Genomic DNA, 18,405 nt, shown 5'->3' on the forward strand with positions numbered 1-18,405 from the left:
CGCGCCAACCCTACGCCAGCAGGCCCTCGATCGCGGCCAGCAGCGCGTCTTCCTGGAAGGGCTTGCCGAAGTAGGCATTCACGCCCAGGCCGAGCGCATAGTTGCGGTGCTTGTCGGCCGTGCGCGAGGTGATCATGATGATCGGGATGCCTTGCGTGGCGTCGTTGCCGCGCACGTTGCGGGTCAGGTCGAAGCCGTCCATGCGCGGCATCTCGATATCGACCAGCATCAGGTCCGGGCGGGTGTCAGGTGCCTGCACCTGTTCGAGCGCCTCGACGCCATCCTTGGCCAGCAGCACGCGGTAGCCTTCGCGCTCCAGCAGGCGCTGGGTCACGCGGCGCACGGTCAGCGAATCGTCGACCACCATGATGGTGGCGCGGTGCGCCGGCAGCGCGGCCGTCTCCGGCTGCGCGTGGGCATGGTCCTGGCCGTGGTCGGGCAGCAGCAGCGGGTTCAGGATCAGCACGATCTCGCCCGAGCCCAGCACGGTGGCGCCGGCGACGCCCGGCATGCGCGCCAGCTGCGGACCGACGTTCTTGATCACCACCTCGCGGTTGCCCAGCACTTCGTCGACCTGCAGCGCCAGGCGGTGGGCGCCGGCGCCCAGCACCAGCACCGGCACGGAACGCTGTGCGGCGGCGCCGCCCGGCTCGTTCAGCAGCTCCGGCAGGTAGCGCAGCGGCACCGCCTCGCCCTGCACCTGGATGGCGCCGGCCGCGCGCGCGGCATGCAGCTCGGCCTCGCGCACCTGCGCTACCATCCCGACCAGGTTGGCCGGCAGCGCATAGGTCCTGGGACCGCTGGCCACCAGCACGACCTGGTTGACGGCCAGGGTCAGCGGCAGGTGGATGGTGAAGGCGGCGCCCTTTCCGGCCTCGCTGTCGACCTCGACCCGGCCGCCCAGGGCGCGCGCTTCGGAGCGCACCACATCCATGCCGACCCCGCGGCCGGCCAGCTCCGTCAGCGTGTCCGCGGTCGAGAAGCCCGGTTCGAAGATCAGGTCCGCCACCTCGAGGTCGGACAGCGCCTCGCCGGCGCCGAGCAGGCCGCTGGATTCGGCCTTGGCGCGGATGCGCGCCAGGTCCAGGCCGGCGCCGTCGTCGGCGAAGCGGATTTGCACCTCGTTGCCCTGCTGGCTGACCTGCACTAGCAGCTCGCCGGTTTCTTCCTTGCCACCGTCGACGCGGCGCGCGCGCGGCTCGATGCCGTGCACGATGGCGTTGCGCAGCAGGTGTTCGAAGGGCGCCGCCATCCTTTCCAGCACGCTGCGGTCGATCTCGACCGCGCCGCCGCGGATATCCAGGTTGACGCGCTTGTCGGTCTCCTTGGCGGTCTGGCGCGCGACCCGGAACAGGCGCTCGGACAGGCTGGCGAAGGGCACCATCCGCACCCGCATCAGGTCGCGCTGCAGCTCGCGCGTCAGGCGCGACTGCGCGCCCAGGTCGTCGACGGCGGCGTCCACCGTGCGGCTCAGGCCTTCATGGAAGGAGGCCACGTCGTTGACGCTCTCGGCCATCATGCGGGTCAGTTCCTGCAGGCGCGTGAAGCGGTCGAATTCGAGCGGATCGAATTCGCGCTCGCCGGCGATCGACAGGCGCGACGCGATCTGCGATTCGGCCTGCATCTCGACCTCGCGCAACTGGCGGCGCAGGCGTCCCAGGTTGTCCGAAAAATCGGCCAGCGCCGACTTCAGCGAGCCGACCTGGGTCTCCAGCTTGGAACGCGTGATCGACACTTCGCCGGCCTGGTTGACCAGGCGGTCGAGGATGTCGGCGCGCACCCGCACCAGCGGCGCGCGCACGTCGTCCTGGCGGCGGTTCTGGGACGGCGCGGCGGCCGGCGCCTGCGGGGCTGCCGTTGCTTCGGCGGACTCCACAGGCTCCGCCGCCGGCTGCTGCAGCTGTTCGAACAACAGCACGGCCTGGTCGTAGTTGGCCAGCAGTTCGTCGAAGGCCGCCGGGCTGGTGGTGCCGGCGTGCAGCATGTTCTCGACCTGGGTTTCCAGCGCATGCGTGTGCTGGCCCAGGCGCATCGCGCCGGCCATGCGGGCGCTGCCCTTCACCGTGTGCAGGGCGCGCAGCAGGCCGTGCGCCACCGCGTTGGCGGCCGGGTCCTGCTGCCACTGGCGCAGGTCCTTGCCGATCTGCGGTAGCAGGTCGGCCGCCTCTTCCATGAAGACCGGCAGCAGGTCGGGGTCGAGCTCGTCGGTGAAGACGGGCTCGGTAGCCAGCACCGGTTCCGGCGCGGCCTCCTCGGCGTCGGCATCGAGCGCGATGGCTTCCGGTTCGGCGGCCGGGAATTCGTCGTCGAGGACGGCGCTGTCGAATGCCGGTTCGGTTTCGGGCTGCGGCTCGGGCTCGGGCGCAGGCGCCACGGCCTGCTCCAGGCTGGGCGCGGCAAACGGGTCGTCGAAATAGCTGTCGAACAGGTCGTCGACGGCGGCCACGACAGGGTCGACCGGCGGCTGCTCGGCCGCCTGCGGCACGGGCGCCGGCATGTCGGACTGCGGCACCGGCAGCGGACCGGCCGGCAGCGGCGGATCGGCCAGGATGCTGTCGTAGGTGGCGGCGAACAGCGCGTCCAGGCGCTGCGCCAGCTCCTCGTCGGCGCCGTCGAACACGCTGTCGGCCTTCCTGCGTCCGAGCTCGTCGCGCATGAGCTCCAGGCGCGCCAGCAGTTCCGGCTGCGGCGGCGCCAGCTCGCCGAGCGAGAACACCTGGCGCATGATGCGCACGCGCTCCACGGTTTCCTCGATCAGCTGGAACTGCTCTTCGCCCAGCGGCGGCGTCGCCACCTGCAGCGCCTCTTCCAGCGCGAAGGCGATCTCTCGCAGCGCATGGAAGCCGACCGTGGCCGAGGTGCCGCCCAGCGTGTGCGCGGCCTTCAGGGCCTGCGCCGACACCGCGCGCAGCGGCTCTTCGCGCCATTCGGCGAAGTCGCGCGCCAGCGTAGCGATCAATTCCTCGGTCTCGCCCAGGTAGATGTTATACAGCGGCAGCGGGATCTCGAGCCCGGCGATGCGCTTGATGTTCTCTTCGGCCAGCGGGAAGGCGAGCACGTTCTGCGGCAGCGCGGCTTCTTCGGCATGGGACGCGCCCGGAGTCGCCTCCACGGCCGGCTCGGCGGCAGGCTGCTCCGGCTGTTCCAGCGCGAAGGTCCCGCCCTCCTGCACCCGCGCCGCGGCCTCGGCCAGCGCTTCGCCGCTGCGCGCCGGCTGTGCACCCGCGGCCAGCTCGGCCACCCAGGCGGACAGCTCGGCATGCGCGTGGTCCAGCAGCCCCAAGAGATCCGGCGTGGCGGCGCGCGATTCGGCCAGCCACAGGTTCATGACTTTTTCGATGGCGGCGGCGGCATGCGCGAACTGCTCTAGGCCCACCATGCGGCCGCTGCCCTTCAGCGTGTGGAAGGAGCGGCGCAGGCGGGTCAGGGTTTCCTGACTGTCCGGACTGGCGTGCGCGGCCGGCAGCGTCCCGGCCACCACGGCCAGCACTTCCTGGGCTTCGCCGATGAAGATGTCCAGCAGCTCGGCCTCGATGGCCGCATCGGCCTGCACGGTGCCGGGGGCCGCCAGCGCGGGCGCGGCGGGAGCCGGCATGCCGGCCGCAGCGGCGGCGGGAACCGGCGCGCCCTGCTTCGCCATCGCATCGAAGGGCTGTTCGCGGAACAGCTGCTCGCCGGCGTCGAAGCGGAAGCGCTGGCGCGCGCCCTCGGGATTCTGGGCCAGCGCGTCGATGAAGAAGCCGAGCGCGCCCACGTTCTGGGCCAGGTTTTCCAGGACCTGCTTGCGGGCCGCGTCATCGATGCCGCCGGCGGCCAGCTCGCGCACGCGTTCGCGTACGTGGCCAATGGTCTGGGTGGCCTGGTCCTGGTCGAGGATGGACAAGGCGCCGGCCAGCTGGTGCAGCAGCGGGTCGGCCTGCTCCAATGCGTCCAAGCGGGCCGGGTCTTCGTAGTATTCGTCGATCAGCTTCTCGACCTGGCGCAGGCCGGTGCGGATCTCGCCCGCCAGGACGGCCACGGTCTGGCCCTGCTGCAGCTCGCGCGCCAGTTCGCCCTGCCAGACCGGCGCTTCGGGCGGGGTTTCGCCCTGTGCCAGCGCCAGCAGGCGCTGGCCGACGGCTTCGGCATGCTGGTCGAAATCCTCGGGCAGCTGGCGCACCTGGTCGAGTCCGTGCTCGACGAACAGCATCGCCGTCGCCATCTCCATGCTGAACTGGTCGCTGCGCCCGCCGCTCATGGCCTGGCGCGCGGCCTGGCCCAGTTCGCGCAGCAGCTGCGCCAGCGGCGGAGCGCCCAACTTCTCGCTGGCGCCGGCCAGTCTGGACAGGGCGGCGTCGAAGCCGGCTTCCTGCCCGGGCGCGCCCTCGCCGGCGATGCGGTCCCAGCCTTCCTTGGTCTGGGCCAGCGCCTCTTTCGCATCCTTCAGCGCTTCGCGGTCGATGCGGCCGTAGCGGCGTTCCAGGTAATCATGCGGCACCTGGCCTTCCAGGCCGTAGGCATCGCGCAGCCGGCGAGCATCCTCGGTGGGCTCGGCCGCCTGGGCGATGAAGAACAGGGCGTCGCGCAGCATCGCTTCCGGCAGGCTGGTGTGGCCTTGCACCAGGCGCCGCAGCTGCAGGTTGATCTGGCCGAGCAGCTGCTTCAGATAGATGTCGGCAGTCAGCTGCCCGCGGGCGGCCAGGTCGGCGACGCTCTGCATCGCCAGCCAGAAGGCATGGGGACGCGCTTCGCGCTGGGCGCCTGCGATCGGCGCCAGGGCCTCGCGCATTTCGCCTGCGGCATCCAGGCTGCCGCTCTTCAGGAAAGGCAGCAGCGCCTTCTCGAAACGCGCGCGGCAGGCCGCCAGGTCGGGCGCCTCGTCACCACCGCCTGGCAACGGCAGGGCCACGCCCGGATCCAGCGCCAGCATCTCGCCCGGATGCACGCGCTCGGAGCCCAGCAGTTCCTGCAGCGCGCGGTAATAGGGGAACAGGCGCACCGGCTGCTGACGGATCATGCCGGCGCCGGCCAGCAGCTCTTCCAGGTACTCCACCAGCGCCTGGTAGGCCTGCGCCACCACCGCCGCGTGTTCGTCGTTCACCGCCAGCGACCCGTCCTTGAAGCGGTCGAGCGCCTTCTCGGCGGCGCCGGTGATGCGGTCGACGCCCTCGACGTCCACCATCTGCAGCGCGCCGTGGGCCTGGTGCAGGTGGGTCTTGGCGTGCAGCAGCAGGGTCGGCTGGGCTTCCGCGCTGCGTCCCGCCGCATCCTGCAGCGCCTTGGCCGAACGCTCGAGGGCGTCGCGGATCTCGCCGATCACCCAGGACAGGGGATCGGTATCGAACGGGGCCATGGACGTGGACTGGATCGAAGGCAGGGACGAAGAGTGGGTCATGGATTGTTCTTAAGCGGCGGAGACGCGGAAGCGCGACACCGAGTTTTTCAGCTCCTGCGCGAGCATGGCCAGTTCGCGGATCGACTGCGCGGTCTGCTGCGTGCCGTCCTGCGCCTGACCGGTGATCGCCAGGATGTGCTGCATATTGTGCGCCACCCCGTTCGCGGACGTCGCCTGCATGCCGGTCGCGGTCGAAATCCCCTGGATCAGCTCAGCCAGGCGGTTCGACACGCGCGAGATGTCGGCCAGCGCGGCGCCGGCGGCGTCCGACAGGCGCGCGCCCTCGACCACGCCCTGGGTCGACTTCTCCATCGCCGCCACGGCGTCGTGGGTGTCGGTCTGGATGGTGCGCACCAGCGCGCCGATCTGCTTGGCCGCCTCGCCGGAGCGTTCCGCCAGCCGCTGCACCTCTTCGGCCACGACCGAGAAGCCGCGTCCCGCCTCGCCGGCCGACGCCGCCTGGATCGCCGCGTTCAGCGCCAGCACGTTGGTCTGTTCCGTGATGTCCGAGATCAGCTCGGTGATCTCGCCGATCTCCTGCGAGGATTCGCCCAGGCGCTTGATGCGCTTCGAGGTTTCCTGGATCTGCTCGCGGATCTCACCCATGCCCTTGATCGCGTTCTGCACCGCGGTCGCGCCCTGCTCCGCCGCGGCCACCGACTGGCGCGCCACCTCGGCCGATTCGTTGGCCGACTGCGACACGCCGGTGATCTCGCCCGCCATCCTCAGCATGGTCGACGAAGTGTCCTGGATCTCGCGGGCCTGCTGGCCGGCCGCGACCAGCAGGTCGCTCGAGATCTTCTGCGCCTGGTTCGACGCCTGCGTCACTTTTCCGGCGGTGTCGATGACGCGCACCACCAGGCCGCGCAATTCCTCGACCGTGTAGTTGACCGAGTCGGCAATCGCGCCGGTGATGTCTTCGGACACGGTGGCGTAGACGGTCAGGTCGCCGTCCGCCACTTCCTGCAGTTCGTTCATCAGGCGCAGGATCGCGGCCTGGTTCTGGTCGTTGGTGGCCTTCGCCTCCTCTTCCTTGGCCTGGGCCAGCAGGCGCATCGCTTCCGCTTCCTGGCGGCGGGCGTCGGCACCGCGGGTGCGGTTGCGCGAGTCCTGCAGCATCACGCGCGAGATGCTGCCGGCCATCGCCAGCGTGAAGATGGAGGCCGCCACCAGCAGCCAGAACCAGGGGCCCTTGACCCCTTCGCCGATACGGAAATCGCCCTGCAGCGCGGTCAGCTGGGCGCGCAGGTCTTCGTTGTCGCGGAAGATGGTCTGTTCGGCGGCCTTGGCGGCGGTCAGGTCGGACAGGTTGTTCAGGAACGAAGCCACCACCTTCTGGCAGATCTCGAATTTGGACTGGACTTCCTCCAGTTTCGCGCGCAGGTCGTCCTCGCGCAGCGGCGCCAGTCCGAGCTGCGCGTTCCCGTGCAGCAGACCGTCGACGGTGGCGCGGAAGGTGGCGGTGTCGCGGCCCATCTGGAACGCGGTTTCCGGGCTGATGCCGCCCGAGGTCAGGAATTCGCTGGCGCTGCGCGACAGGCGCTGGGTCAGCATCATCAGGCGGCCAAGCGCGGCCAGTTCGCGCGGGCTGCCGCCCTTCGCGGTGCGCTGGGTCAGGATCTCTTCGGTCAGCGCCAGCATTTCCGGCGACAGGATGTTGAGCTGCTTGAGGCTCTTGTCGAAGCCGACCAGCTCGGGCTTCATCTTGAGGATGCTGGCGGCGGCGGCATCCGAACCCTTCCACTTGGCGCGCACCTTGTCCAGCTGGTCCAGGGTATCGCCGGACGCGGCCGGAATCTCGTGGCCGTTGTAGTCGCCGCCCTTGGCCAGCAGGACCAGCTGGCGACCCAGGGCCAGCTGGCTGTCCTGCAGCTGGGCGAAGGCGTCCGGGTGGCCCTGCATCGCGTTCGGCGCCGCCTTGCCGACGCGCTGCGAGTGCATCAGCGCTTCGCTGGCGATCTGGGTCTGGCTGGACGCCACCGCGCCGCTGCCGGCGTTGCGCCACAGCGAGAAGATGGTGACCAGGATGCCGACCGCGAAGGCCACCAGCAGGATGCGCAGCTGGCGCGGCAGCGACAGGTGGCCGATCAGCGGCAGGCGCAGGTCCTCGTCGTCGCCCCCGGCGGCGGCGGCGGCGGCGCGCTGCTTGCGGCCGGCCAGGTTGCCGAGCCGTTCCGCGGCCTCGTCGGCCGAACCGGAGGACGGCGCAGGATCGGCGATGCCCGCGGCCGGCATCACGCCGGCGCCGAACTGGGTGTCGGGCGAAGCCAGCACGGTGGCGCCGTCGTCCTTGTCCTTGGGGAGAAAATTCACCGAGAGTTTAGATGCGAATCCCATTCCAGCTCCAGTCCTGAACCTGTTGTCGTTATTTGTTTAAAGGCCAACCTGCAGGAAGCGTTCGTCCTGCGCCAGCGCGGCCAGCGCCAGGGGCGTCCAGGCATTGCCGTCGGCGTCGACGAGGCGGCCGTCCTGCGGGGTCATGTCGGCCGCCTGGCGCAGACCGTGCACGCGCGCCGCCAGGAAGCCGCAGGGCAGGCCGAGGCCAGGGGCGAAGGTGACCAGGCGCGTCGCCGGGCCGATGGCGGCGCCTTCCTGGGCGCCGCGCTGTGGTCCGAGATAGCGCGCCAGGTCGACCACGCCGACCAGGCTGCCGCGGATGTTGGCCAGCCCCAGGTACCAGGGCTGGGTCAGCGGCACCGTGGTAAGCGCCGGCACCGGCACGATCTCGCCGGCTTCGAGCAGGTCGAGCAGGTAGCGCTCGCCGCCGATCTCGACGCCCAGTTCGTGCGTGCGCTGGCCGCTGCCGGTGCGCGCGACCTGCACGCGCTCTAGCAGCTCTTCCTGGTACTGGCGCAGGCGGGCGCGCCGGGCGGCGGGATCGAGGCCGGCCATGGTCAGGCGCCGAGGGCGGCGATCCTGGCCAACAGCGCTTGCGCGTCGACCGGCTTGACGAAGTAATCCTTCGCGCCCTGGCGCATGCCCCAGATGCGGTCGGTTTCCTGGTTCTTGCTGCTGCAGATGATGATCGGCACCGAGGCCAGCTCGGGATCGCGCGTGATCGAACGCGTGATCTGGAAGCCGTTCGCGCCCGGCATGACGACGTCCATCAGGATCAGCTCAGGACGGTCGGCGCGGATCTTGGCCAGCGCCTCCTCGCCGTTCTCGGCGGTGGTGACGGTGAAGCCGTTGCGCACCAGGATGTCGGTCAGGTAGTAGCGTTCGGTCGGGGAATCGTCGACGATCAGAATCTTTTGTATGGCCACGATGGGCTCCGGAGTATTCATGCCGCCGCGGCCGTGTGATCACGCACGGCCGCCAGCAGGCTGTCTTTGGAAAACGGTTTGGTGAGGTAGGCGATCGAGCCGACCATCGCGCCGCGCGCGCGGTCGAACAGGCCATCCTTGGAGGACAGCATCACCACCGGGGTCGCATGGAATTTCGCGCTCTTCTTGATCAGGGCGCAGGTCTGGTAGCCGTCCAGGCGCGGCATCAGGATGTCGCAGAACACCAGCGCCGGCTGATGGTCGTTGATCTTGGCCAGCGCATCGAAGCCGTCTTCCGCCAGCACCACCTGATACCCTGCCTGGGTCAGGAAGATCTCGGCGGAGCGGCGGATCGTGTTGCTGTCGTCGATCACCATGATCTTCAGGCCTGTCGCTTGCGTCGTCATATTAGTTTCACTTCAGCATGAACCCGCACGATAGCATAGGGCGCTGGCCTTGTGCGCGAAGTGTTGCTATACGTCAACTAGCTGAAAACCAAGGTGATAATTGTTTGACAAGAAGCTTGGCAAGAAGGCATCGCCGAAGGCGGAAATGCCCCGATTTTGCTGGCTAAAACGACAACTCAGATGGCGGTCATTTCGAAATCGTCCTTGCGCGCGCCGCATTCCGGGCAAGTCCAGTTCATCGGCACGTCGGCCCACCGCGTGCCGGGCGGGATGCCGTCTTCCGGGCTGCCTGTGGCTTCGTCGTAGACCCACCCACAAATCAGGCACATCCAGGTTTGGTAAGCCTGCGTTTCATTACTCACGTCGAATCCTTCTTTATAAAATTAGGTAAAGCATCAGGGACCTCCAGAACCGTAGCGAGCGGAAGCTGGAGCATCCGAGAAGCGCAGCCGTACTTGGGTACGGCGAGCATCGCAGGACGGTCCAGCGACGCGCAGTAGGTTATGGAGGTTCCCATCTAGTAAAATGGGAAGCTAGGTATCTTAATCTAACGCTTGTGCAAAACCAACCGTCTACACTCATCCTCACCTTCGGGCCGGCCGATCCGGTCGGCGCGATGGGCATCCAGTCCGACGTGGCCGTCTTCGCCATGCACGGCTGCCATGGCCTGTCGGTGGTGACCGGGCTACTGGTGGCCGACTCCGCGCGCGTCGACGACATCCATCCGGTCGAATCCGGCAGCGTGGTCGAACAGGCCCGCATGCTGCTCGAGGACATGCCGATCGCGGCGATCAAGGTCGGCACCATGGCCAGCCTGGAGCAGATCGCGGCGATCGCGGAAATCGTCTCCGACTATGCCCAGGTGCCGCTGATCCTCGATCCCTTCACTTCCGGCCTGCCGGACTGCGGCGTGCGCGACGACGACATCATGACCCTGATCCACCAGCTGCTGGTGCCGCAGGCGCACGTGCTGGTGATGTCCCAGCCCGAGCTGGCGCGCTTCGCCGACTGCTGGCGCGACCCGGGTTCGATCGCCACCGTGGCCGAGGACGCGGCCGAGCTGACCGGCTTCGGCTGCGGCCACGTGCTGGTCACCGGCATCGGCGGCGGCGACGGCGTCCGCGCCGACAACCTGTACGACCCCGACGGCCTGGCCGTCAGCCTGTCCTGGAACCAGCACCTGCCCGGTCCCTTCGTCGGCGCCGGCAATACGCTGTCGGCCGCGCTGGCGGCGCGCATGGCGCAGGGCATGGACGCGATCGAGGCCCTGACCTACGCCCAGGACTACACTTTCGGCACCCTGCAGCATGCCTGCCGCTTCGGCATGGGCAGGCTCATTCCCAACAAGCTGTACAAGAAGAACAACCATGACTGAACATACCGAACACACCTCCAGGAACGACACCCTGTTCGCCCGCGCCCAGCAGACCACGCCGGGCGGCGTGAACTCCCCGGTCCGTGCCTTCCGCTCGGTCGGCGGCACCCCGCGCTTCATCACCCGCGCCGAAGGCCCGTATTTCTGGGACGCGGACGGCAAGCGCTACATCGACTACATCGGCTCCTGGGGCCCGGCGATCGTCGGCCACGCCCATCCGCAAGTGGTCAAGGCGGTGCAGGACGCTTGCGCCCGCGGCCTGTCCTTCGGCGCCCCGACCGAAGGCGAGATCGAGATCGCCGAAGAGATCTGCCGCCTGGTGCCTTCGATCGAGCAGGTGCGCCTGGTCTCCTCCGGCACCGAAGCGACCATGAGCGCGCTGCGCCTGGCGCGCGGCGCCACCGGCCGCGACAAGATCGTCAAGTTCGAAGGCTGCTACCACGGCCACGCCGATTCCCTGCTGGTGAAGGCCGGTTCCGGCCTGCTCACCTTCGGCAACCCAACCTCGGCCGGCGTGCCGGAAGACTTCGTCAAGCACACCCTGGTCCTCGACTACAACAACATCCCGCAGCTGGAAGACGCCTTCGAATCGATGGGCGACACCATCGCCTGCGTGATCGTGGAAGCCGTGGCCGGCAACATGAACCTGATCCGCGCGACGCCGGAATTCCTGCGCCGCATGCGCGAGCTGTGCACCGAGTACGGCGCGATCCTGATCTTCGACGAAGTGATGTCGGGCTTCCGCGTCGGCCTCGGCGGCGCCCAGGCCCTGTACGGCATCACCCCGGACCTGACCGCGCTGGGCAAGGTGATCGGCGGCGGCCTGCCGGTGGCGGCCTTCGGCGGGCGCGCCGAGCTGATGCACAATATGGCGCCGATCGGCCCGGTCTACCAGGCCGGCACCCTGTCCGGCAACCCGGTCGCGGTGGCGGCCGGCATGACCACCCTGAAGCTGGTGCAGGAACCGGGCTTCTACGAGAAGCTGTCCGCGCAGACCACCCGCCTGGTCGACGGCCTGAGCAAGGCGGCGAAGGAAGCCGGCGTGGCCTTCTGCGCCGATGCTGTCGGCGGCATGTTCGGCATGTACTTCTCGCACCACGTCCCGTCGAGCTACGGCCAGATGATGGCCGGCGACAAGGAGCGCTTCAACCGCTTCTTCCACGGCATGCTGGACGAAGGCGTCTACTTCGCGCCCGCGATGTTCGAAGCCGGCTTCGTCTCCGCGGCCCACGACGACGCCGTGATCGACGAGACCATCGAAGCGGCGCGCCGCGTGTTCGCGCGCATCGCTTAGTCGATCGCTTAGTTGATCACTTAAGCCTGACTTATTTTCACGGCGGACGCCCCTTGCGGGTTTCCCGCCGTGCTACACTCCGCGCCGACCCATCCTCGTCGGCCGCCATGAAGTCCAAGCCCAAGCTCTTCCGCCGTCTCACCGACAACGCCACCCTCAAATCCCTCGGCCCCGGCCTCATCACCGGCGCAGCGGACGACGATCCATCCGGCATCGCCACCTATTCCCAGGCCGGCGCGCAATTCGGCTTCAATACCCTGTGGACCCTGGTGCTGACCTATCCCTTCATGGTCGGCATCCAGCTGGTGTCGGCGCGCATCGGCCGCGTCACCGGACGCGGGCTGGCCGCCAACATCCGCCGCGCCTATCCGCCCTGGCTGCTGTACGTGGTGGTGCTGCTCCTGCTGGTGGCGAACGTGATCAACATCGCCGCCGACATCGCCGCCATGGGCGAAGCCCTGCGTCTGGTGACGGGCGTCGGCTCGCAGCACATGTATTCGCTGGGCTTCGGCATCCTGTGCCTGCTTTTACAGGTTTTCCTGCCCTACAGCACCTATGTGCGCTACCTGAAATGGCTGACGCTCGGCCTGCTGGCTTACGTTGCCACCGCCTTCGCCGTGCACATGCCCTGGACCGAGGTGCTGGCGCGGACCGTGTGGCCGCACTTCAGCTTCACCAAGGACTCGGTGGCCCTGGTCGTCGCCGTGTTCGGCACCACGATCAGCCCCTACCTGTTCTTCTGGCAGGCCTCGCAGGAAGTCGAGGAGATCCGCAACGATCGCAACACCCGTGCCCTGCGCACCCGGCCGAAGGATGCCAAGGCCCAGCTCAGGCGCATCCGGGCCGATACCCTGATCGGCATGGGCTTCTCGAACTTGGTCGCCTTCTTCATCATCCTGACCACGGCGGTGACCCTGGGCGCGCACGGCATCACCGATATTCAATCGTCCTCCCAGGCCGCCGAAGCCCTGCGCCCGGTGGCGGGAGAATTCGCCTTCCTGCTGTTCGCGCTGGGGATCATCGGCACCGGCATGCTGGCGGTGCCGGTACTGGCCGGCTCGGCCGCCTATGCCGTCACCGAGAGCTTCCGCTGGCGGAATGGCCTGGACCTGAAGGTGGTCGAGGCGCGCGAGTTCTACGGCATCATCGCGCTGGCGACGCTGGGCGGCGTGCTGCTCGACTTCGCCCCGATCGATCCGATCGCGGCCCTGGTGCTGTCGGCTCAGATCAACGGCGTGATCGCGGTGCCGATCATGACCGTCATGATGATGCTGGCGCATAACCGCAAGATCATGGGCAGCTATACGCTGAGCACCCGCCACACCGTGATCGGCTGGTTCGGCGTGGCCATCATGCTGGTGGCGGTGGTGGCGATGTTCGCTACGATGTGAGTTAGCTGCATTCCTCCATCAGCTGGACCTCGGCCCAGCGGCCGGCATGGACGTCGTCGATGCGGCCGTCCAGGGTCTCGAAGCGGATGGCGTTGGGGCCGGCGTGATGCGTAAGCGTCTGTTCGATCTCGATGTAGGCGCAGTCCGGGCTGACGCCACGATGACGCGGGCGCCGTCGCGGACCGGGCGGCCGCGGCCAGGGTCAGGGTCAGGCATGCCAGTGCGAAACTCGATTTCCTGCTGAGTTGCATTTTCATCCTTTCGGTGAAGGACCGCGCGCCATCCCCCACGTATGGGGCTGCACTTTGGCGCCATCCCTGCCTACGATGCTTGTACTGGGGGATCGGTTCGCGATCCAGATTCCAAAACTATATCGTACGGGAAAAATTATCATGCAAACCTCTGTCACCTCTTCCGCACCGCGCTTTTCGGACGCCGGCGTCATCTGGCTGAAGCTGGCGGTGGTCTACCTCATCATCGGCATTTCGATGGGCATCGCCATGGGCGCCAGCCAGAACTTCACTCTCCGCCCGGTGCACGCCCACATCAACCTGCTGGGCTGGACCACGATGGCGCTGGCAGGCCTGATCTACAGCGTGTTTCCGAAGGCCGGCGAGAGCCGCCTGGCGCGCCTGCACTTCTGGTTGCTGAACCTGGCGCTGCCGGTGATGATGTCGGCGCTGGCCCTGCTGCTGTTCGGCCAGGTCGGCGTGGCGCCCGTGCTGGCGCTGGCGGAGATCGTCGCCGCGCTGGGGATCGTGGCCTTCGCGGTCAATATGTTCATCAACCTGAAGCATTGAGGCCGGCGGCGCGGCCATACTGTCCCGCTGCAGACGGCAGATCGGGACAAATGAAAAACAAAGGGTTCATCGGGATGTTGGCAGTATTGGCGGCGCCGCGCCCCGGCTCTACTTCTTCGACAACTGGAACGGCTGTCCGCAGAAAGGCGCGTCCTGCCAAACCAAGGCCTACGTGGTTCCTGGTGATCGCCTCCTGCTCGGCAAGACGCATGGGGAATGGACCTGCGCCTGGTACCAGGGCAAGTCGCACGAGACCGTCGGTTGGGTGCGCAAGCGCGACCTGGCGATCCAGGCGGCTGCCGAACCGGCGCCGGCCGACTGGACGGGCCGCTGAAAGATCTACAGGGAACGCGGCCAGATCGACATCGACCGCAAGGGCACGGCCTGGTACGTGGACGGGATGGCATTCTGGGGCAGCGGCGCCTCGACCAATTCAGGCCAGCTGGGAGGGGAGCTGCTCATCCAGGGACGCCGACCTGGCACGCATCGGCGACTTCCTCATCGTGCACGACAACCAACGCTGCGGTGGCCTCAACGTTCGCTTCGACGGCGTCTACGCCCGTATGCGATGAGTCTTATTTCAGCCAGCCGCGGTGGCGGAAATACAGGAAAGGCGCGATCGCGCTGATCAGCATCAGGCTGAGCGACCAGCCATAGCCGAACTTCCAGTCCAGCTCGGGCAGGAACTTGAAGTTCATGCCGTAGATGCTGGCGATCAGGGTCGGCGGCAGGAAGGCCACCGAGGCCACCGAGAAGATCTTGATGATCTTGTTCTGGTTGATGTTGATGAAGCCGACGGTGGCGTCCATCAGGAAGTTGATCTTGTCGAAGAGGAAGGAAGTGTGGCCGTCCAGCGATTCGATGTCGCGCAGGATCTGGCGCGCTTCCTCGAACTGTTCCGAATTGAGGAGCCGGCCGCGCATCAGAAAGCTGACCGCGCGCCGGGTGTCCATCATGTTGCGGCGGATGCGGCCGTTCAAGTCTTCCTCGTGGGCGATCGCATTCAGCGCGGAGGCCGCGTCCTGGTCGGTGAATTCCTTCTGCAGCACGCGCTGGCTGACCTCTTCCAGGCTCTCGTAGATGCCCTCGAGCGCGTCGGCCGAGTACTCGGCGTCGGTCGCGTACAGGTCGAGCAGCACGTCCATGTAATCCTCGATCGAACCGGGACGCGAACGCGCGCGCAGGCGCACCAGGCGGAACACCGGCAGGTCATCGTTGTGCACCGAAAACAGGATCTTCTTGGCCAGGATGAAGGCCACGGTGACGATGCGCGAGGGACCATCCTCTTCCTCGCGCAGGAAGTCGGTGCGCAGATGCAGGTCGCCGTTTTCCGCCTCGTAATAGCGGGCCGAGGCTTCGATGTCGGAAACTTCGTCCTCGCCCGGCAGGATCACGCCATACATGGCCTTGACCACGGCACGCTCTTCGTCGGTGGGATCGGTCAGATCGACCCAGACGGGCGTTACTTTCTCCAGATCGGCGCGCGACGCAATCGCTACCTGATTCAGTCGGCCATTTTGTAGGACAAATACATTGATCATGCGCTGCTTTCTCGGCCGGATTCGGAAACAGCGCAAGTGTACCCGTAAGCCCTGAGCCCGGCCACCCCGTAGGCAACAAATTTGCTTTACGACACCATCAATTCGGGGTCAGAGCACATTCCGCCAAAAATTCGGGGTCAGAGCACATTTTGAGGAAATGACGCCTCGGAACAATTGCAGCAAGAGCACAACGTTTTTGCCCCAATAGCCCCGGATAGGCAGCCAATGCGCGTCCGTGTAGCCAAGCGGCGAAATGTGCTCTGACCCCGAATTAAGCGAATAATGTGCTCTGACCCCAAATTTTCTCTGACCCCAAATTTTTGGGCGGGATTTCAGGGGAGGTCGGCGGCGTTCATTCGGCGCTGGATGACGCCGGTTCGGCGCGACAGGTAGTTGGTCTGGCGGTGGGCGTCGTAGTAGCGGGGGTTCGGCAGCATTACCGCCAGGCGCGCGGCCTGGGTTGGGTCGAGGCGGGCGGCGGAGGTCTTGTAATAGTGGCGGGCGGCGGCTTCGGCGCCGAACACGCCGCGGCCGAATTCGACCACGTTCAGGTAGATTTCGAGGATGCGCTGCTTGCTCATCACCGCCTCCAGCATATAGGCGATGACCAGCTCCTGGCCCTTGCGCAGGTAGTTGCGCGAGCCGGACAGGAAGAGGTTCTTCGCCAGCTGCTGGGTGATGGTGGAACCGCCGCCGATCACCTTGTGACGCTTGTTGTTGCGCTGCCAGGCTTTTTCCAGCGCTTCCCAGTCGACGCCGTCGTGTTCGGTGAAATTGGCGTCTTCCGAGGCGATCACCGCGCGCTTCAGGTTGTCCGAGATGCGCTCGTACGGCACCCAGACCTGTTCCAGCCTGGCGTTCGGGTTCTTTTCGCGCAGGCTTGATAGCTGCTGGCGCATCATGCTGGTCGACGATGGATTGAACTGGGTCCACCAGAGAATCATCACAAAGAAGTACAGCTGGATCAGCAGCACCAGCAGCAGCGGTCCCAGGACGATCCATTTCAGCCAGCGCCGGCGGCTCTTGCCGCTGGCCGTGCTGGCAGTCTTGCCACCGGCGGCAAGACCCGCCCTGAGCGCTTTCATCATAGCTGTCGCCGCATCTGTTCCAGGATGGTGGAGGTCTGCGGCCGCACGCCACGCCAGATGGCGAAGGCTTCGGCGGCCTGCTCGACCAGCATGCCCAGGCCGTCGCGGGTCGCGGCGCCATGGCTGGCGGCGAATTCCATGAACGGGCTCGGCATTTTCCCGTACATCATATCCAATGCCAGCGTGTCCTGGCAAAACGCCAGCGCCGGCACCGGCGGCATCGCGCTCGACAGGCTGGCGGAGGTGGCGTTGATGACGACGTCGAAGGCGGCGTCGATGTCCTCGAAGCCGCAAGCGGATACCTGGCCCGGATGCGCAGTGTGCGCCGCAAACTGCGCGACCAGAGCGTCGGCGGTGGCGCGGGTGCGGTTGGCGATCACGATCATCGCGGGGCCATGCTGCAGGATCGGCAGCACCACGCCGCGCGCCGCGCCGCCCGCGCCCAGCAGCAGCACGCGCTTGGCCCCAAGGGGCACGCCGGCATTGCGGACGATGTCGGCGACCAGGCCGGGGCCGTCGGTATTGTCGCCGACGATCTCGCCGTTCTCGAAGCGCAGGGTGTTGACGGCGCCGGCCAGGCGCGCGCGCTCTTCCAGCCGGGTGGCGAGGGCCGCCGCTTCCAGCTTGAAGGGCACGGTGACGTTGGCGCCGCGGTAGCCGCGCGCGATCAGCTCCTGCACGGTGTCTTTGAAGCCGTCCAGCGGCGCCAGGCAGCGCTCGTAGACGATGTCCTGGCCGGTTTCAAGCGCGAAGGCGGCGTGGATGTCCGGCGACTTGCTGTGGGCGATCGGATTGCCGATCACGCAGTATTTATCGCTCATATAAGCTCATGCTCCTTTTTCTTCACGCAGTTCGGCCTGCAGCTTGCCTTCCCGGGTGAAGGTGAAGGTCGTGATGACGATCCACAGGTCGTCCTTGTCGCTGGAGCGCATATTGGCCGGGAATTTGCCGAACGGGGCCGCACGCCGCACGATGCCCAGCGCGGCCTGGTCCAGCGCGCGGTTGCCGGACGAACGCTCGATGCGCGGTCCGCCTTCCTTTTCATAGATGCTGCCGTCCTGGAACACCGGGATGTACATCACCAGCTCGCCGTACAGCTTGCGGCCGTTCTGCTGCGGGAAGCTGAGGGTACCGACCTCCTCCACCCGCTTCTGCAGGGCCTTGTAATAAATGGCGTAACCGACCCCGCGGGTGCTCGGGCTGATGAAGGTCTTCTTCGGACGCTTGTTCTGGTCGACGATGCGCTGGGTGATCTCGGCCGTCTGGCGCGCGATGGCGCGGCTGGTCTCGAGCATGTCGGCACCGTTGCGCGACGGATCGGGCTTGTCCTGCTGGGCGATCGGGGGGGCGGCGAACGCGGACGGGTGGGTCTGGGTCAGGAGTTTCTGGCGCTGTTCCAGGTCGGCGATGCGGCGCTGCAGGGTCTTGATGCTGTCGCCATCCTCGATCTTGCGCAGGTCCGGCAGCGGCGACTGGGCGCGGCCGGCATCGGCATTGCCGCCGCCGTCGAGGTTGGCCTGGGCCAGCGCCTCGGCCTTGACCGGCGCGCGCTCGTGCCTGGCATTGACGAGGATGACTTCCAGCCCCGGATCGGTCGGCTGCAGCCGGAACGCGTCCGGCGCGGCGAAGCGGATCGCCAGCAGGGAGGCGTGCGCCAGCACCGAGAAGGCAATGGCGATCGTCAGGGGGCGGTTGTGTTGAAGGCTCTTCACGTGCTGCGGGACGGGACGGTTGGGAGTACGGAACTACCCATTCTACCGTGCGCGGGAAGGAGTTTGTTAGTCCCTGCGGCAACAAACAGTCTTGCTAGCAACAGTGGGTTGTTGCTGTTTTAAGTTCGGTTATTCAAGAGTCAACAGGGAGTGTCAATGT

At 67.1% G+C, this 18,405-nt stretch carries 15 protein-coding genes; 5 read left to right on the top strand and 10 right to left on the bottom strand.

Annotated features, from left to right (window positions below):
- Positions 1-10: 10 nt before the first annotated feature.
- The 6 genes from AC1DOP_RS09060 to AC1DOP_RS09085 all read right to left on the bottom strand — a co-directional run bounded on the left by AC1DOP_RS09060 (position 11) and on the right by AC1DOP_RS09085 (position 9,373).
- Positions 11-5,374 (bottom strand): Hpt domain-containing protein, encoded by a 5,364-nt coding sequence (locus AC1DOP_RS09060; RefSeq protein WP_477250809.1) that lies wholly within the window; start codon positions 5,372-5,374, stop codon positions 11-13.
- Positions 5,375-5,383: 9 nt separating this feature from the next.
- On the bottom strand, positions 5,384-7,711 hold the full coding sequence (locus tag AC1DOP_RS09065) for a methyl-accepting chemotaxis protein (RefSeq protein WP_477250810.1): 2,328 nt from the start codon (positions 7,709-7,711) through the stop codon (positions 5,384-5,386).
- Positions 7,712-7,747: 36 nt separating this feature from the next.
- Positions 7,748-8,266 (bottom strand): chemotaxis protein CheW, encoded by a 519-nt coding sequence (locus tag AC1DOP_RS09070; protein ID WP_477250811.1) that lies wholly within the window; start codon positions 8,264-8,266, stop codon positions 7,748-7,750.
- Positions 8,267-8,268: 2 nt separating this feature from the next.
- Positions 8,269-8,637 carry a response regulator gene (locus AC1DOP_RS09075; RefSeq protein WP_441934681.1) on the bottom strand — a complete coding sequence of 123 codons (369 nt, stop codon included), beginning with the start codon at positions 8,635-8,637 and terminating at the stop codon, positions 8,269-8,271.
- Between the two features lie 17 nt (positions 8,638-8,654).
- Complete coding sequence (locus AC1DOP_RS09080; protein WP_477250812.1) at positions 8,655-9,044, bottom strand: response regulator; 390 nt, start codon at positions 9,042-9,044, stop codon at positions 8,655-8,657.
- Positions 9,045-9,220: 176 nt separating this feature from the next.
- The gene (locus tag AC1DOP_RS09085) at positions 9,221-9,373 is read right to left on the bottom strand and encodes a rubredoxin (protein WP_441934837.1); all 153 of its coding nucleotides are present in this window, start codon (positions 9,371-9,373) and stop codon (positions 9,221-9,223) included.
- A 227-nt stretch (positions 9,374-9,600) separates the two neighbouring features.
- Here AC1DOP_RS09085 and thiD point away from each other — a divergent pair, with 227 nt between their 5' ends.
- From thiD to AC1DOP_RS09110, 5 genes are all read left to right on the top strand, one after another.
- Positions 9,601-10,419: a bifunctional hydroxymethylpyrimidine kinase/phosphomethylpyrimidine kinase gene (gene thiD / locus AC1DOP_RS09090; protein ID WP_477250813.1), complete on the top strand. Its 819-nt coding sequence runs from the start codon at positions 9,601-9,603 to the stop codon at positions 10,417-10,419.
- Complete coding sequence (gene hemL / locus AC1DOP_RS09095) at positions 10,412-11,713, top strand: glutamate-1-semialdehyde 2,1-aminomutase (RefSeq protein WP_441934678.1); 1,302 nt, start codon at positions 10,412-10,414, stop codon at positions 11,711-11,713. Before thiD ends, hemL begins: the two co-directional genes overlap by 8 nt.
- A 107-nt stretch (positions 11,714-11,820) precedes the next feature.
- On the top strand, positions 11,821-13,104 hold the full coding sequence (locus AC1DOP_RS09100) for an NRAMP family divalent metal transporter (RefSeq protein WP_441934677.1): 1,284 nt from the start codon (positions 11,821-11,823) through the stop codon (positions 13,102-13,104).
- A 392-nt stretch (positions 13,105-13,496) separates the two neighbouring features.
- Positions 13,497-13,904 (top strand): hypothetical protein, encoded by a 408-nt coding sequence (locus tag AC1DOP_RS09105; protein ID WP_441934676.1) that lies wholly within the window; start codon positions 13,497-13,499, stop codon positions 13,902-13,904.
- Positions 13,905-14,076: 172 nt separating this feature from the next.
- Complete coding sequence (locus tag AC1DOP_RS09110; protein ID WP_441934675.1) at positions 14,077-14,238, top strand: hypothetical protein; 162 nt, start codon at positions 14,077-14,079, stop codon at positions 14,236-14,238.
- Between the two features lie 241 nt (positions 14,239-14,479).
- Here the strand turns inward: AC1DOP_RS09110 and corA are convergent, their stop codons facing one another.
- The 4 genes from corA to AC1DOP_RS09130 form a co-directional block, all read right to left on the bottom strand.
- The gene (gene corA, locus AC1DOP_RS09115; RefSeq protein WP_441934674.1) at positions 14,480-15,445 is read right to left on the bottom strand and encodes a magnesium/cobalt transporter CorA; all 966 of its coding nucleotides are present in this window, start codon (positions 15,443-15,445) and stop codon (positions 14,480-14,482) included.
- Between the two features lie 332 nt (positions 15,446-15,777).
- The gene (gene mtgA, locus AC1DOP_RS09120; RefSeq protein WP_441934836.1) at positions 15,778-16,530 is read right to left on the bottom strand and encodes a monofunctional biosynthetic peptidoglycan transglycosylase; all 753 of its coding nucleotides are present in this window, start codon (positions 16,528-16,530) and stop codon (positions 15,778-15,780) included.
- Positions 16,530-17,354, bottom strand: coding sequence for a shikimate dehydrogenase (aroE, locus tag AC1DOP_RS09125; protein WP_441934673.1), 825 nt, complete (start codon positions 17,352-17,354; stop codon positions 16,530-16,532). The genes mtgA and aroE overlap by 1 nt, the downstream gene beginning before the upstream one ends.
- 6 nt (positions 17,355-17,360) lie before the next feature.
- On the bottom strand, positions 17,361-18,245 hold the full coding sequence (locus tag AC1DOP_RS09130) for a TonB C-terminal domain-containing protein (RefSeq protein WP_441934672.1): 885 nt from the start codon (positions 18,243-18,245) through the stop codon (positions 17,361-17,363).
- Between the last annotated feature and the right edge of the window lie 160 nt (positions 18,246-18,405).

This window comes from Massilia sp. 01N410 (assembly GCF_056399665.1).